The organism is Yersinia similis (genome assembly GCF_001053095.1).
Classification (GTDB): Bacteria; Pseudomonadota; Gammaproteobacteria; order Enterobacterales; family Enterobacteriaceae; genus Yersinia; species Yersinia similis.
Genome location: NZ_CGBP01000024.1, coordinates 50,295 through 67,293, shown reverse-complemented (window position 1 = coordinate 67,293; position 16,999 = coordinate 50,295). Strand labels below are relative to the sequence as shown.

The window sequence follows — 16,999 nt, the reverse complement described above, 5'->3', positions numbered from 1 at the left end:
AGAAACCGGAAATCTCAAAAAGTGTGTGGAACTAAAGCTGGGATACTTACAAAATGACCCTACATGTAAACATGACTTTTTTACTGGCTTATAAGTTTACTTTATATCAATAAAGCAAGAAATAGGCTGTTTCTGTATCGTTATGTACAATAACCGGTAGCGTCAGGAAAGTGAGATATAGTTGTAAAGAAAAGTATAGCAAGTCAAAAAAACGTGTTGTATTGAGTATTAGTGCTATCTGCCAATATTTGTTATCACTATTTCTCAAATTAATCGTGCAAACACATTACCTGTATCATTATTGAACCAATGGAGCTGTCTGCATACCCAGCACCATTTATGGTGCTCATCTATCGTTTGATTAATGTTCAATCGGAGAATGTATCATCTGATTATTGTGAGATTGCTCATATAAAGTACTTAATAATCGAAGGTATGTTTCAACTGAAATCCATAATTTGCTTCATTAGTGATACCTGTACTTAATAGAGAAAACAGTAATATAGCCTGGTAACGGGTTCAACGCAGAGTCTGAGTTTATGATAAACTGAATACATATTGTCAATATGACTATTTATTATACCATTGGAGTGACGGGCCCATGGCTCAACTTTACTTTTATTACTCTGCAATGAACGCGGGGAAATCCACAGCACTTCTGCAGTCCTCATATAACTACCAAGAACGAGGTATGCGCACCTTGGTGTTTACGGCTGAGATAGATAACCGCTTTGGTGTCGGAACGGTAAGTTCACGCATTGGTCTCTCTTCTCAGGCTCAGCTCTATAATAGCGAGACATCATTGTTGGCTATTATCGCCGCTGAGCATCAGGACACACCTATTCATTGTATTCTGTTGGATGAATGTCAATTTTTGACTAAAGTGCAGGTCAAGGAACTCTGTCAGGTTGTTGATGAATTACATATTCCGGTTCTTTGCTATGGGCTACGTACTGATTTCCTCGGCGAATTATTTCCCGGTAGTCAATATTTACTGGCGTGGGCTGACAAATTAGTGGAGTTGAAAACTATTTGTCATTGTGGTCGCAAAGCAAACATGGTTCTTCGTCTGGATGAACAGGGGAGAGCGGTACACAATGGTGAACAGGTCGTTATTGGTGGCAATGAAAGCTATGTTTCTGTTTGCCGCCGCCATTATAAAGAAGCAATTAAAGCCGCCTGCTGTTCGTAGTATCCCTAATCGCTAATTAGTGGCAGTAGAATACCTCACTGGCTTTATTATATGAGCTGTGGGGTATTGGGCTCTTCGCAAGTTCATTGCCTTACAAAGCATTTCACGGCGCCCTGACAGTATTAAATGTGTTCGGGTAACGCTATCTCTCTAATCGCTCATTCCCTCTCTCACTTTTTGTCAATAAAATGGGGCCAGAGTGGGGGGCGATTAATTATGGGGTGACCGAGTTCAATCCTACAATATCTTCCGTATTCAACTCATTCAGCAATATTGTCTTATGATATAGCTATTTGACCCTACAAGTAATTCTGTGTATTCAGTTGCACAAGATAATTATCGTAACGCCTATACACTAAATAATTTGAGTTGCAGGAAGGCGCGGCAAGTGAGAGACAAATTGGTCTGGAACCAATTTGAACAGCATTTATGCTGCCCGCAGGGTGAGCCTCAAGGATGAGCTTACTTATTTTAAAGTTAATGACCAGTAAGTGATTCGGGTGATTGAATGTAGCGAACACACAGCAGCTTGAAGTATGACGGGTATAGGCAGTTAGTGAGTGAGAAGTTGAATAGGGTGTTGAACAACTCGGAATTGTAACTCACTGAAAGTACCATTTTGTTTAATTGGTCTGTAAAAGAAAACCCCCGATCAGCGGTTGCTCATCGGGGATTATATCATCTTTTGCTTACCCTATTCGAAAATGCGGGTAAGACCTTTAGACAACAATTACTTTTTGGTCTTTTTCTCAGCTTTAGGCGCAGAAGCCACCGCAACCGCTTCTTCACGGTCAAACTCTTCGACATATTCGCGACCGTAATAAGTATCCATAAGGATCTGTTTCAGTTCAGAGATCAGTGGGTAGCGTGGGTTAGCACCTGTGCACTGGTCATCAAATGCATCTTCAGACAATTTGTCTACTTTAGCTAAGAAGTCAGCTTCCTGAACACCAGCTTCACGAATCGATGCCGGGATACCCAGTTCAGCTTTGATTTCATCTAACCAAGCCAGCAGTTTTTGGATTTTTTGCGCAGTACGGTCGCCCGGTGCACTCAGACCCAAATGATCTGCAACTTCTGCATAGCGACGACGCGCTTGTGGGCGGTCATATTGGCTGAATGCAGTCTGTTTTGTTGGGTTGTCATTCGCGTTGTAGCGGATAACGTTAGAAATCAGCATAGCATTTGCCAAGCCGTGTGGGATATGGAACTCAGAACCCAGTTTGTGGGCCATAGAGTGACAGACACCCAAGAAGGCGTTAGCAAAGGCGATACCAGCAATCGTTGCGGCATTATGTACACGTTCGCGAGCTACTGGGTTTTTCGCCCCTTCGTTGTAGCTGGCTGGCAAGAATTCTTTCAACAGCTTCAGTGCTTGCAGCGCCTGACCGTCAGAGTATTCATTAGCCAGTACAGATACATAAGCTTCCAGTGCGTGTGTCACCGCATCCAAGCCACCGAAGGCACACAGAGACTTAGGCATATTCATAACCAGGTTGGCATCAACAATTGCCATATCTGGAGTCAATGCATAGTCTGCCAATGGATATTTCTGGCCTGTTGCGTCATCGGTAACCACGGCAAACGGGGTGACTTCTGAACCGGTACCTGATGTGGTTGTAATAGCAACCAATTTCGCTTTCACACCCATTTTCGGGAACTTATAAATGCGTTTACGGATATCCATAAAACGCAATGCCAGTTCTTCGAAATGAGTTTCAGGATGTTCGTACATTACCCACATGATTTTTGCAGCATCCATCGGTGAACCACCACCCAGAGCAATAATAACGTCTGGCTTGAAGGAGTTCATCTGCTCGGCACCTTTACGCACGATACTCAGGGTAGGGTCAGCTTCTACTTCGAAGAAGACTTCAGTTTCGATACCGTGAGATTTCAGTACGCTGGTGACTTGGTCTGCATAACCGTTGTTGAACAAGTAGCGGTCAGTCACGATGAAGGCACGTTTTGCACCGTCAGTTGCCACTTCTTCCAACGCTATAGGCAGAGAGCCGCGACGGAAGTAAATAGATTTCGGTAGTTTATGCCACAACATGTTTTCTGCTCGCTTAGCCACAGTTTTCTTGTTGATCAAGTGTTTCGGACCGACGTTTTCAGAGATGGAGTTACCACCCCAAGAACCACAACCCAGCGTCAGAGACGGTGCCAGCTTGAAGTTATACAAGTCACCGATACCACCTTGAGAGGCAGGGGTGTTAATTAGAATTCGGGCGGTCTTCATTTTATCGCCGAAATACTTAACGCGTGCAGTCTGGTTATCTTGGTCGGTGTACAGGCAAGAGGTATGACCGATACCGCCCATCTCCACCAGTTTCTCTGCTTTTTCAACCGCTTCTTCAAAGTTCTTCGCACGATACATTGCCAGAGTAGGCGACAGCTTTTCATGAGCGAATGGCTCTGATTCATCGACAACTTTAACTTCACCAATAAGGATCTTGGTGTTGCTTGGCACTTTAATGCCAGCCATCTCAGCGATCTTAGGTGCTGGCTGTCCCACAATGGCTGCGTTTAGACCGCCATTTTTCAGAATAATATCCTGAACGGCTTTCAACTCTTTACCTTGTAACAGGTAGCCACCATGAGAAGCAAAACGCTCGCGAACAGCATCGTAAACCGAATCAACAACAATGATAGACTGCTCTGACGCGCATATGACACCGTTATCAAAGGTTTTAGACATCAGAATAGATGCGACAACACGCTTAATATCTGCAGTTTCGTCAACGACGACCGGAGTATTACCCGCACCTACACCGATGGCAGGTTTACCAGAGCTATATGCTGCTTTAACCATACCTGGCCCACCGGTTGCCAGAATAAGATTAATGTCTGGGTGGTGCATCAGTTGATTAGACAATTCAACTGTTGGTGCATCAATCCAACCAATAATATCTGCTGGCGCACCTGCTGCGATAGCGGCTTGAAGCACGATATCTGCGGCTTTATTGGTTGCGTCTTTAGCACGAGGATGCGGGGAGAAGATAATACCGTTACGTGTCTTCAAGCTAATCAGTGCTTTAAAAATAGCGGTAGACGTCGGGTTAGTGGTTGGTACGATACCGCAGATCAGACCAATAGGTTCTGCGATGGTGATAGTACCGAAGGTCTTATCTTCGCACAAAATACCACAGGTTTTTTCATCTTTATAAGCATTGTAAATATATTCAGAAGCAAAGTGGTTTTTGATCACTTTGTCTTCAACAATACCCATGCCAGATTCTGTTACAGCCAGTTTGGCTAACGGAATACGGGCATCCGCAGCTGCTAATGCTGCAGCACGGAAGATTTTATCAACTTGCTCTTGCGAAAAGTTGGCATACTCGCGCTGGGCTTTCTTGACGCGTGCTACTAGCTCGTTAAGTTCAGCGACATTCGTTACAGCCATAATGCTCTCCTGATAATGTTAAACTCTTTTAATAAATGAGCCGTTGAAGCAACTAGTATAGACAGGCTATAGCGTGCTGTATGGTCGAATAGAGATAGTTTTTATAACTTACTTTCTCATTCTTACGGCTGATTTACTGAAAGAGCTCCTAGTCTGCTTAGGGTAAAATAAGGGAGAAAATACTTATTTCAACCTCAATCTCTCACTTTTTTAGTGGTTCTATGCTTTATTACGGCTCTGAGCTTAACTATTCTTAGGTATAATTTTCGTGATTTAAATCACAAAAACACCAAGCTGACACCATTCAGCAATCATTTATTGAGAATGTCTATCATTACTGGTGGTTAAGTGATGTTTGATGACGTTAACATAACCTTGCTATTACCATTAATTAACAAAAAAACCATTTTAACCTGATAGGATAAATTGATTATAAATGCTGGTTTATTCAATAGATTCCTATGACTAATTCTATTACATTAACGCGCGACCTCGCTGGGCATCGTCAATACGGCATTTTTTAGTGGAAAAGGCTGTAGGGATGAGGCAGTGAGTCGCGCGGTTAACTATTTCTTACTTATTTTTACTTAATAGCTGTTCTCTATTTAATTCAGAGCAATTTTTATGGTGATAGGTGATAGGTGATAGGTGATAGGTGATAGGTGATAGGTGATAGGTGATAGGTGATAGGTGATAGGTGTGCGCTATGGCCCACAGTAACGTTATGGTTTGACGACGAAATCTGGCTTAACCAAAAGTTCGGGTTCAACCAAAGATAGAGTGTATTGGTACATTGGTTATAATGCACTGTTATCGGTGATGTTTTTATTAGCAATTCTGTGGAGTGACGTGTGAGTCAATCACTGTTGGACCTTTCAGGTTACATCAAGTTTTTTGTTGGCTTATTTGCACTGGTTAACCCAGTAGGCATATTGCCGGTCTTTATTAGTATGACAAGCTATCAGGCCGCTGCTGGGCGAGATAAAACGAATCTGACGGCGAACTTATCAGTAGCCATCATTTTGTGGATCTCTTTGTTCCTTGGTGATGCCATCCTGACAATTTTTGGTATTTCTATTGATTCATTCCGGATTGCTGGCGGAATTTTGGTCGTCAGTATTGCGATGTCGATGATCAGCGGTAAGCTTGGCGAGGATAAGCAAAACAAGCAGGAAAAAACTGAAACAGCGGTTCGGGAGAGTATTGGTGTTGTCCCATTGGCACTGCCTTTAATGGCTGGACCAGGAGCAATCAGCTCTACCATAGTCTGGAGCTCCCGTTATCATAGCTGGCAGAATTTACTGGGGCTGACTGCGGCTATAGCACTGTTTGCTTTCTGTTGTTGGTTACTGTTTCGTGCCGCTCCATTGCTTGTTAGGCTGCTGGGGCAGACAGGTATTAACGTCATAACACGAATTATGGGGTTATTGCTGATGGCATTGGGCATTGAGTTTATTGTCACCGGTATCAAAGCTATTTTCCCCGGATTACTTTAAATCACACCATTCAGGTTTTTCGCGAGGCCACTGGACTATTCTTGGTGGCCTTATCCTTTTTTGCCGCTTTGTATTTCTACATTTAAGCATTAGTTTAGTGAAAATAATGCATTTAAATTAGTCTATTGCACTTTAATAATGCATTAATCGATATCTTGCACGATTAATATATCTGACTGTCTGTTTCTCTTCATTTAATAACTCAACTCTCCTTGCCCGATTAAATTTAGTACGTAAGTTGTTGTTAAAATGCTCACATCATTCTATGAGGCTGTTCGGAATATATTTAGACGTTACTAGTGACTATCATTTAATGAGTGGATTTTTGTTCTGTATATGGGAGGGATGTTAATGTTATGTTTCCTTTGGTCCCTATTGAGGCTTTCTTCGTTTATTTATTTTTCATAAAACAAATTTTAACAATTAAATTCAATGCGTTATGTTAATTATTTGCCATTATTTAGGTTGAGTGATATTGCTGCCGCTTACTCGAAAAAGAGAATTGCGTAACATTTTTGTAAAAACCATTGGCGCCAGATTTCAGCTTCTGCTAATATTCGGGCAACTTTTTTAAGAAAAAGTTCGCTTATATTTTTATGAAATCTAGCTGTAGTGATTATTTTAGAATAGTTAATGTATTTTTGGATAGTTGATACATTTTGGAATAGTTAATGCATGTCGTTGATAGCTAATTGGCCATAGCTACAGACAAAATATCACCACATGTGGGCTTTACGTTACCGGGTTCGTTCCCCAGGTAACGCAAATTTAGAATATCGTTTAAAGGTGAGTTTGCTCGGTCACTGGGCAATACATAATAAAATGGAGTACATATAAATATGACCAACATCACAAAGAAGAATTTCATTGCAACTGCTATAGCCGTTGCAATGAGCATGATGGCTGCGGGAAATACTTTTGCTGCCAATGTGCCCGCGGGCGTACAACTGGCTGATAAGCAAGTGTTAGTTCGTAATAATGGATCCGAGCCTCAATCGCTGGATCCGCATAAAATTGAAGGGGTACCAGAATCCAATATTTCACGTGATCTACTTGAAGGGCTGGTGATTAATGACCCTAATGGCAATATTGTGCCGGGAGCCGCAGAGAGTTGGGATAATAAAGACTTTAAAGTCTGGACGTTTAATATTCGTAAAGATGCCAAATGGTCAAATGGTGACCCTGTAACGGCACAGGATTTTGTTTACAGTTGGCAACGTCTTGCTGACCCTAAAACGGTCTCTCCTTATGCAAGCTATTTGCAATACGCTCATCTCACTAATATCGATGACATTATTGCCGGGAAAGCAGCACCTGACACGTTGGGTGTAAAAGCATTGGATGATCATACGCTGGAAGTGACATTGTCTGAGCCTGTTCCTTATTTAGATAAGCTGTTAGCTCACCCGTCAATGTCACCGGTGAATAAAACAGTGGTCGAGAAATTTGGTGAAAAATGGACCCAACCACAAAACTTTGTAGGGAATGGTGCTTATAAGCTAAAAGATTGGATTGTTAACGAACGTATCGTATTAGAGAGCAGTTCTACGTATTGGGATAATGCGAAAACAGTCATCAATCAGGTGACTTATTTGCCAATTTCTTCTGAAGTGACGGATGTTAACCGCTATCGCAGCGGCGAAATTGACATGACGTATAACAACATGCCAATCGAATTATTCCAAAAACTGAAAAAAGAAATTCCAGATCAAGTCCATGTTGATCCCTATCTGTGTACTTATTACTACGAAATTAACAATCAAAAAGCCCCCTTTACGGATGCTCGTGTACGTGAAGCGCTGAAATTGGGTATGGACCGCGATATCATCGTAAATAAAGTTAAAAATCAGGGTGATTTACCCGCTTATGGTTTCACCCCACCATATACCAGTGGCGCGGAGTTGACGCCGCCAGAGTGGTTTAGCTGGACACAAGAAAAACGTAATGAAGTAGCGAAAAAACTGTTGGCTGAAGCTGGGTATACTAAAGACAATCCACTGAAGTTTAGCCTATTATATAACACCTCCGATTTACATAAAAAATTAGCCATTGCTGCCGCCTCTATTTGGAAGAAAAATCTGGGTGTAGACGTTAAGCTGGAAAACCAAGAGTGGAAAACGTTCCTGGATAGCCGTCATCAGGGGACTTATGATGTTGCCCGTGCCGCTTGGTGTGCTGATTATAATGAGCCATCTTCCTTCCTAAATGTGATGCTGTCTAACAGTAGCAACAACACCCTCCATTATAAAAGTCCGGTATTTGACAAGCTGATAGAAGACACGTTGAAAGTGAAATCGGAAAAAGAGCGTGCTGATTTGTATCAACAAGCGGAAATCCAGTTGGATAAAGATTCTGCCATTGTGCCAGTTTTCTATTACGTGAATGCGCGTTTAGTGAAACCTTATGTTGGTGGCTACACAGGTAAGGATCCACTGGATAATATGCACGTTAAAGATCTTTATATTATCAAGCAGTAATGTATGAAAGGCAGGTGCTAAGTTGGTGGCTGCCCTTATTGCATTAATAATATAAAGTCGTAGTTAAAGGCTAAAGGTATAGGCAATGTTAAAGTTTATTCTACGTCGTTGTCTGGAAGCAATTCCGACGCTATTTATTTTGATTACCATCTCATTCTTTATGATGCGGCTCGCCCCCGGAAGCCCATTTACTGGTGAGCGTAACCTTCCTCCAGAAGTTATGGCTAATATTGAGGCGAAGTATCACCTCAATGATCCTATTTATAAACAGTATTTCAATTACTTGGGGCAACTTGCAAAAGGTGACCTCGGCCCGTCGTTTAAATATAAAGATTACACCGTGAACGATTTGGTTTCATCATCGTTTCCCGTCTCAGCAAAACTGGGATTTGCCGCATTTATGTTAGCGGTAATATTAGGTGTCAGTGCTGGTGTGATTGCAGCGCTGAACCAAAATACGAAGTGGGACTATACGGTGATGGGATTTGCGATGACTGGAGTCGTCATACCCAGCTTTGTGGTTGCTCCTTTATTAGTGCTAGTTTTCGCCATTATATTGAAATGGCTCCCTGGTGGTGGCTGGAATGGTGGCGCACCAAAATATATCATTTTACCTATGGTTGCGCTGTCATTAGCCTATATCGCCAGTATTGCGCGTATTACCCGCGGGTCAATGATTGAAGTTCTGCACTCCAATTTTATTCGAACTGCACGTGCGAAGGGGTTACCACTGCGTACCATTGTATTGCGCCATGCATTAAAGCCAGCGTTGTTACCGGTTCTTTCCTATATGGGGCCAGCTTTTGTTGGCATTATTACGGGGTCGATGGTTATTGAAACTATTTTTGGCTTACCGGGTATTGGCCAGTTATTTGTCAACGGAGCATTAAACCGCGATTACTCATTGGTCTTGAGTTTGACTATTTTAGTCGGTGCTTTAACTATTTTATTTAATGCGATTGTTGACGTGTTGTATGCCGTTATCGATCCAAAAATCCGTTACTAGTACTGGAGCACGCCAATTATGTTGAGCAAGAAAAATAGCGAAGCTCTGGACGTTTTCAGTGAAAAGCTGGAAGTGGAAGGGCGCAGTCTTTGGCAGGATGCCCGCCGTCGCTTTGTACATAACCGTGCGGCGATCACCAGTTTGGTGATCCTGATGTTAATTACCTTATTTGTTATTTTGGCCCCAATGCTCGCGCAGTTTACATATGCGGATACGGATTGGGGCATGATGTCGGCCGCTCCCGATATTGAGTCTGGTCACTATTTTGGCACCGATTCATCTGGCCGTGATTTACTGGTACGGGTTGCTATTGGGGGGCGAATTTCATTGATGGTTGGCGTCGCTGCCGCATTGGTTGCCGTGGTTGTCGGCACCTTATACGGTTCTTTGTCCGGTTATCTCGGCGGAAAAATAGATTCGCTGATGATGCGTTTGCTTGAGATTCTTAACTCCTTCCCTTTTATGTTCTTCGTTATTCTACTGGTGACCTTCTTCGGCCAGAATATTTTATTGATCTTTGTCGCTATAGGTATGGTCTCGTGGCTGGATATGGCACGTATTGTTCGTGGGCAAACATTAAGCTTGAAACGGAAAGAATTTATTGAAGCCGCCCTGGTTGGCGGGGTCTCAACCCGCAATATCGTCTTGCGCCATATTGTGCCGAATGTCCTTGGGGTCGTTGTGGTATACGCCTCTTTATTGGTACCAAGTATGATCCTATTCGAGTCTTTTTTGAGTTTCCTTGGATTAGGAACACAAGAACCACTGAGTAGTTGGGGAGCACTGTTGAGTGATGGAGCCAATTCAATGGAGGTCTCACCGTGGTTACTGATGTTCCCTGCTGGTTTCCTGGTAGTGACATTGTTTTGTTTTAACTTTATCGGCGATGGCTTACGAGATGCCCTCGATCCGAAAGATCGCTGAGGAGTAGCGCTATGACGACTATCAATAATCACTCTACTGTTCACTCCTCTGTATTGTTGGATGTTAAAGATCTGACGGTGACCTTCGGTACACCAGATGGTGATGTGACCGCTGTTAACGCACTTAATTTTGGCCTGTGGGCGGGTGAGACACTTGGTATTGTAGGCGAATCTGGTTCAGGAAAATCGCAGACCGCCTTCGCTTTGATGGGGCTGTTGGCCAGTAATGGTCGGATAGGTGGTTCTGCGAAATTTAATGGCCGTGAAATTCTTAATCTGCCAGAAAAACAATTGAATCGTTTGCGGGCCGAAGAGATCGCTATGATTTTCCAAGACCCAATGACGTCGCTGAACCCTTATATGCGAGTGGGCGAGCAGTTAATGGAAGTACTGAAATTACATAAGAAAATGAGTAAAAGCGAAGCATTTGAAGAGTCCATCCGCATGCTTGATGCAGTAAAAATGCCCGAAGCACGTAAACGGATGCGCATGTATCCACATGAGTTTTCTGGGGGGATGCGGCAGCGGGTCATGATCGCGATGGCACTGCTGTGCCGCCCTAAATTATTGATTGCTGACGAACCGACAACGGCATTAGATGTTACTGTTCAGGCTCAAATCATGACATTGCTAAATGAACTTAAAAGAGAGTTCAACACTGCAATTATCATGATCACCCATGACTTGGGGGTCGTTGCAGGGATTTGTGATAAAGTCTTAGTAATGTATGCGGGCCGAACAATGGAGTACGGCCAAGCACGCGATATTTTTTATCATCCAAGCCACCCCTATTCTATAGGTTTATTGAATGCCGTTCCTCGTCTTGATGCTGAAGGCGAATCTCTGATAACCATACCGGGTAATCCACCCAATTTACTTCGCTTGCCCAAAGGGTGTCCATTCCAGCCCCGTTGCCAATATGCCATGGATCGTTGTTCAACGGCACCTGAGTTGGAGCATTTTGGTGAAGGCCGCTTACGCGCCTGTTATAAGCCGGTAGGGGAGTTAGTATGAATGCCATGACAGAGAAGAAAGTATTGTTAGAAGTGGTTGATTTGAAGGTGTACTTTAACATTCAAGATGGAAAACAATGGTTCTGGCAGCCTTCAAAGACATTAAAAGCTGTCGATGGTGTCACATTGCGTTTATATGAGGGTGAAACGCTGGGGGTTGTTGGGGAGTCAGGTTGTGGCAAATCAACATTTGCCCGAGCTATCATTGGGTTGGTGAAAGCCACCGGTGGGAGCGTTGCCTGGCTTGGGAAAGACTTGCTCAATATGAGTGATGCAGACTGGCGTGCTACCCGTAGCGATATCCAGATGATATTTCAGGATCCATTAGCGTCATTAAACCCACGAATGACCATCGGTGAAATCATTGCTGAGCCGTTACGCACTTATCATCCAAAAATTTCACGCCAGGAAGTAAAAAATAAAGTTAAAGCAATGATGCTTAAAGTAGGGTTACTGCCTAACTTAATCAACCGCTATCCTCATGAATTTTCAGGAGGGCAGTGTCAGCGTATTGGTATTGCCCGCGCATTGATCCTCGAACCTAAACTGGTGATCTGCGATGAGCCTGTCTCTGCCCTTGACGTCTCAATTCAAGCTCAAGTCGTGAATTTATTGCAGCAATTGCAGCGTGAGATGGGGTTGTCACTTATTTTTATTGCCCATGATTTAGCGGTGGTAAAGCATATTTCTGATCGGGTATTGGTGATGTACCTAGGTCACGCGGTGGAGTTGGGGACCTATGATGAGGTTTACCATAACCCGCAACACCCCTATACAAAAGCATTGATGTCTGCGGTTCCGATTCCAGATCCAGATAAAGAAAGAGTAAAAGTCATTCAGTTGCTTGAAGGAGAATTGCCTTCACCGATTGACCCCCCCTCAGGCTGTGTATTCCGCACCCGTTGCCCAATTGCCGGTACGGAATGTGCGAAAACACGTCCTTTGTTAGAAGGGAGTTTCCGCCACGCGGTTTCGTGCCTTAAAGTTGATCCACTGTAATTTAGTGATTTTCTGTGATTACGTCTGCATCGTTCACGGCAGACGTAGTCAAGAATATAATACGAAATACTTATCTATTTGCTGATTCCTACGTGTTGAAATCTATTGTATATTCCCGTCATACTTCAAGCTACATGTGTGTTGGCTGCTTTCGTTACTCTGCCCGTCCATGGGGCTTGCCGCTGCAGGGAGCGTTCGGCACTAAGTGTCCATAACAGTTGACACCCCAGTCACTGACTTGTTGTTGATCTTAAAATAAATAAACTCTTGGGGACTGACTCTGTTGCTACCTTCCTGCAACTCGAATTATTTGAGATATATACTCCTTAATTTAACCATTAAAAACTTAAATTAACATTTAAATTTTATCGTATAATTTATTTTAATTTAATTAAAATGCAATTAATTAGCTGATGGGTTTTATAAATCTATTTATTTTCATTAGTTCTGTTGACGAGATGAAACATATTAAGTTAATGTGATTTTGTCATTTAATTAAATGGCTCTTTAAACCCTACTGTAATTAATTTATATATTGTAATATTTCATTCAAGGAATAGGATATGAAAAAATTAATTTTACTTCCATCATTATTTTTACTTTCAGCCTCTGCTTTTGCGATTAATGAGCGAGGCGAGTATGAGGAAAAAGATTTTAAGGAAAATTGTGATAGAACAGCCGCGACAGTAGTGAAGTATGCGACCCCAGGGCTAAATATATTCTCAATTTTTAAAGACTTAATCGAGCACGGTGAGTTGAAAGATGGTTGCGGAAACTAATGGTAAGTTCCCAGTATATCCTAATAAGAGCGTCTAATGTCGTATATACCTGTCGTCCTTCAAGATGCAAGGGGACTGCCCTTGCTCACCCCAGTCACTTAATCCTGGATATTGGCTCGGTTGCTGCCTACAGGCATCTCGAAGTAACTTAGGTATAGATCTGGTACTGTTAAAAATATAGAACGTTCCTGTATTTCATTCGTGTTCTTGATAAGGATAATTTAAATGCATTGCCCCGCGATTGAACAGCGGGGCAATGGTTAACTCTTTATTCTTTGATGAATTTATTTTTCGATGACTTTATTCTTTCCATAATATATGACAAAGCTTGTGATCTTTCTCTCGGCACAGCAGCACTCGGGCAAAAATATCGTTAATTTCCTCACCATCGCTGTCTGCTAAACCGATAACAACTTCAGCGAAAAAGTCAGGATTTATATCAAAATCGACATGCTCCTGCCAATCTTCCGCCGGATCAAACAACTCAGCACCACCACGCTCTTCAAACTGAAGATTAAACAATAGAAGATCTGCTGGATCGAGATTATCCCCGGCAAGTTCCAGAAAAATATCGTATGCCTGTTCCAGTGTTTCATCTTCAGTGAGGCGGTTATTGAGATCCATCGAGCTTGGCTCTTGTGTAGTCTGGTCCATGTGCAGATTCCCATTCATCATTTGCGGATTGTGCTAATTAAAACATTCTCGCTATGGTTTTTACAATTATTATCCTGCCCAATACCACTCATTCAGATAATCTACAATGTCGTGGTCATGAACTCTTCGGTTTTTTACAGTAATGGGCTGAAAAAATAGAATAACCGCTCGGTTACTCGATGCCAAAGAGGGCGCTTGTTCCACAGCTCACCATCCAATAAGGCAGAGCGGGCGATATAATCATCCTGAACTTGTGCTAAATCAGCCCCAAAGCCATCATCATCAATCACCAGTGTGATTTCAAAGTTCAGCCACAAACTGCGCATATCCAGATTAACGGTGCCGACTAAACTTAGCTGCCCATCGACCAGAACACTTTTACTGTGTAATAGGCCGCCTTCAAACTGATAAATTTTAACGCCTGCATTCAGCAATTCGGTGAAGAATGCTCGGCTGGCCCAGCGAACCATCATCGAATCATTATCCCGCGGGACAATAATACTGACATCAACCCCGCGTTGTGCTGCGGTACAGATGGCGTGTAATAAGTCATCACTGGGTACAAAATATGGCGTGGTCATAATTAACTGTTCACGTGCGGCATACACAGCTGTTAATAATGCCTGATGGATCATTTCTTCCGGGAAGCCAGGGCCGGAAGCGATGACTTGAATAGTATGACCAGTCTCTTCTTCGAACGGCATAATATGCGCGTCGGGGGGCGGGGGTAAAATACGTTTACCTGTTTCAATTTCCCAGTCACAGGCATAAACAATACCTATGGTTGTGGCTACCGGGCCTTCCATACGTGCCATCATATCAATCCACTGACCAACCCCTGCATCTTGTTTGAAGAACCGGGGGTCTACCATGTTCATACTGCCGGTATAAGCAACGTAGTTGTCAATTAACACGATTTTCCGGTGTTGGCGCAGATCCATTCGGCGCAAGAACATACGAAATACATTAACTTTAAGTGCCTCAACTACCTCAATACCTGCATTACGCATCATTGCGGGGTAAGGGCTACGGAAAAATTGCTTGCTACCCGCTGAATCCAGCAACAGCCGGCAATGAACGCCGCGTCGAGCCGCAGCCATCAATGATTCAGCCACCTGATCGACCAGACCACCAGGTTGCCAGATATAAAACACCATTTCTATATTGTGGCAGGCGAGTTCAATATCTCGTACTAGCGCTTTTAGCGTGTCATCGCTTGTTGTTAATAGTTGTAGTTGATTCCCTTTAACACCGTTTATTCCTTGACGTCGTTCGCATAATTGAAACAGAGGGGTGGCAACTTCGCTATTGGAGCTGGCAAAGATATGTTGGCATTCCTTGAGTTCACTCAGCCAGCGAGCGGTCGATGGCCACATGGCTTTGGCTCGTTCAGCACGTCGCTTACCCAAATGCAATTCACCGAATGAAAGGTAAGCAATTATTCCCACCAACGGCAGAATATAGATAATCAGTAACCAAGCCATAGCCGAAGGAACGGCCCTGCGTTTCATCAGAATACGCAATGTTACCCCGGCAATGAGTAACCAGTAGCCAAAAACGGAAAGCCAACTGATTACGGTATAAAATGTCGTCATAAGGGCGTAAATCCTGTTCACAAACGGTCACTAAAGAGTGTACGCACAGTATTGAGAAGGGGAAACCTTTAATCGATTATATTGATGTATAAAATCTTTTCATCTAAAAGGACTTGCAACTCTCGATAAAATGATAAATAGATAATTACTTACAGTTTTGAGTGCGTGTAGGGGCTTTTAATCTGGGGCGATATTTTACCACTTACGACTTGGCGCTGAGGTTGAAAAGCTTATAATGGATGGGTTCTCGGCTTTGGAAGAATAGTTTCATGAGACGGAGTAGAAATGAAGTTGGTCGCTGGCGTATGCTGCGACAAAATCAACGGCGTAAAACCCGCTGGCTTGAAGGCCAATCACGGCGTTACCGCCATATTTATTGTGTCAGACAACTCCACGAGCATCAGCATCGTAGGGCGTTGTTATTCACCGTAGCTTACGAGTGGTAATACCCTATTATTGTAATAAGGCAGTCTCTATGAGGCTGTTTTTGTTTTGAGTCTTTCCCTGAAAATATACAAATCGTTTTACTTTTAAATATTTTATGAGAGATATTTCTCATGGTTCATTTCATGCAGATAGCGGAGGGTTTACTTTTATATCTATGAATTAGCTGGTTGAATATAAGGTTGATAAAATCCAGTTTTTGTATGCTGGGTACATTAATTTGCAGTGAATATCACAGTTATATCATGCTGATTAGCAGATGATGTGATACCGATTATCGCAAAGGCTATAGTTTATGTCTCAGTATAAATTAGCTAAAACAGTATTTTTTGGGGACTTGAAAGTCAGCGCTGCTCTCTATAAGTATGAAATTTATTGTGAAGAGTCAGAATTGATTTACCACGCGGCTATTTATTCTGAACAAGTCATTGCTGCGGGTAAACACACCTATCCAGTTTGGGTCAGAAAAGATCATATGATATTAAAATCACCAGCACATATCTTGGAGAAAGCCGTTGAGGCTTGCGAAGAGCATTGGCTGAAACACTACAAAGGGTAGCGTTATGCTGAATTTTTCTATCGTGATTAATTAACAAAGAATACTAATAATAATACGCCTAACTTTAGGTGTATTATTATATCTGGTATCTACAGCCGTGGGCTGTTTAATAAGACTAATCAAAAAAACGAGATAAGAACCCTTTTCTTCTGTAGTGCTTGGATTTTGAGTATCCGTGATTACCATGTTCTCTCTCATCAGAGAATGAGGTTGCTGGTGAGTTTTCTACCGATTTTTCAATGAGTTTGTCTAACTTCCCGTGATCTAACCAAACACCACGGCAATTTGGACAATAGTCTATCTCAATACTTTTACGTTCAGTCATCACCAACTGGGTATTATTGCATACCGGACATTCCATAGCTTTTATCTCCGCATTAAATCAACGTGACCTGAGTTTGTGCGATATAGAAACTGTCTTTAATTAGACAATGACTCTCGGTAATTATGTGTAGG

At 42.6% G+C, this 16,999-nt stretch carries 14 protein-coding genes; 10 read left to right on the top strand and 4 right to left on the bottom strand.

Annotated elements, in window-relative coordinates; translation table 11 throughout:
- Positions 1-601: 601 nt before the first annotated feature.
- Entirely contained in the window at positions 602-1,192 is a 591-nt protein-coding gene (locus AC971_RS16180) for a thymidine kinase (protein ID WP_025383853.1), read from the top strand.
- Positions 1,193-1,922: 730 nt separating this feature from the next.
- Here the strand turns inward: AC971_RS16180 and adhE are convergent.
- Positions 1,923-4,598: a bifunctional acetaldehyde-CoA/alcohol dehydrogenase gene (gene adhE, locus AC971_RS16175; RefSeq protein WP_025383854.1), complete on the bottom strand. Its 2,676-nt coding sequence runs from the start codon at positions 4,596-4,598 to the stop codon at positions 1,923-1,925.
- Between the two features lie 851 nt (positions 4,599-5,449).
- Here adhE and AC971_RS16170 point away from each other — a divergent pair.
- The 7 genes from AC971_RS16170 (at position 5,450) to AC971_RS16140 (ending at position 13,291) form a co-directional block, all read left to right on the top strand.
- A complete protein-coding gene (locus AC971_RS16170; RefSeq protein WP_011192436.1) occupies positions 5,450-6,094 on the top strand; it encodes a YchE family NAAT transporter in 645 nt (214 codons plus the stop codon).
- Between the two features lie 839 nt (positions 6,095-6,933).
- A complete protein-coding gene (oppA, locus tag AC971_RS16165) occupies positions 6,934-8,571 on the top strand; it encodes an oligopeptide ABC transporter substrate-binding protein OppA (RefSeq protein ID WP_025383855.1) in 1,638 nt (545 codons plus the stop codon).
- Positions 8,572-8,656: 85 nt separating this feature from the next.
- Positions 8,657-9,577, top strand: a complete 921-nt coding sequence (oppB, locus tag AC971_RS16160) for an oligopeptide ABC transporter permease OppB (RefSeq protein ID WP_002210654.1) — start codon at positions 8,657-8,659, stop codon at positions 9,575-9,577.
- Positions 9,578-9,592: 15 nt separating this feature from the next.
- Complete coding sequence (oppC, locus tag AC971_RS16155; RefSeq protein WP_025383856.1) at positions 9,593-10,501, top strand: oligopeptide ABC transporter permease OppC; 909 nt, start codon at positions 9,593-9,595, stop codon at positions 10,499-10,501.
- Positions 10,502-10,512: 11 nt separating this feature from the next.
- Entirely contained in the window at positions 10,513-11,514 is a 1,002-nt protein-coding gene (gene oppD, locus AC971_RS16150; RefSeq protein WP_025383857.1) for an ABC transporter ATP-binding protein, read from the top strand.
- The gene (gene oppF, locus AC971_RS16145; RefSeq protein WP_025383858.1) at positions 11,511-12,512 is read left to right on the top strand and encodes a murein tripeptide/oligopeptide ABC transporter ATP binding protein OppF; all 1,002 of its coding nucleotides are present in this window, start codon (positions 11,511-11,513) and stop codon (positions 12,510-12,512) included. The genes oppD and oppF overlap by 4 nt, the downstream gene beginning before the upstream one ends.
- A gap of 563 nt (positions 12,513-13,075) precedes the next feature.
- Entirely contained in the window at positions 13,076-13,291 is a 216-nt protein-coding gene (locus tag AC971_RS16140) for a hypothetical protein (protein WP_025383859.1), read from the top strand.
- 300 nt (positions 13,292-13,591) lie between these two features.
- Here the strand turns inward: AC971_RS16140 and AC971_RS16135 are convergent, their stop codons facing one another.
- Together AC971_RS16135 and cls are read right to left on the bottom strand one after the other, a co-directional pair.
- Positions 13,592-13,915 carry an HI1450 family dsDNA-mimic protein gene (locus AC971_RS16135; protein ID WP_025383860.1) on the bottom strand — a complete coding sequence of 108 codons (324 nt, stop codon included), beginning with the start codon at positions 13,913-13,915 and terminating at the stop codon, positions 13,592-13,594.
- Between the two features lie 164 nt (positions 13,916-14,079).
- A complete protein-coding gene (gene cls, locus AC971_RS16130) occupies positions 14,080-15,540 on the bottom strand; it encodes a cardiolipin synthase (protein WP_025383861.1) in 1,461 nt (486 codons plus the stop codon).
- Between the two features lie 269 nt (positions 15,541-15,809).
- Here cls and AC971_RS23280 point away from each other — a divergent pair, with 269 nt between their 5' ends.
- Both AC971_RS23280 and AC971_RS16125 read left to right on the top strand, forming a co-directional pair.
- Complete coding sequence (locus tag AC971_RS23280) at positions 15,810-15,986, top strand: YciY family protein (RefSeq protein ID WP_002388651.1); 177 nt, start codon at positions 15,810-15,812, stop codon at positions 15,984-15,986.
- 293 nt (positions 15,987-16,279) lie between these two features.
- Entirely contained in the window at positions 16,280-16,543 is a 264-nt protein-coding gene (locus AC971_RS16125) for a hypothetical protein (RefSeq protein ID WP_002210644.1), read from the top strand.
- Between the two features lie 115 nt (positions 16,544-16,658).
- On the opposite strand, the gene AC971_RS23275 is transcribed toward AC971_RS16125, so the two are convergent.
- Positions 16,659-16,904 (bottom strand): TFIIB-type zinc ribbon-containing protein, encoded by a 246-nt coding sequence (locus AC971_RS23275; RefSeq protein ID WP_071825509.1) that lies wholly within the window; start codon positions 16,902-16,904, stop codon positions 16,659-16,661.
- Positions 16,905-16,999: the final 95 nt, after the last annotated feature.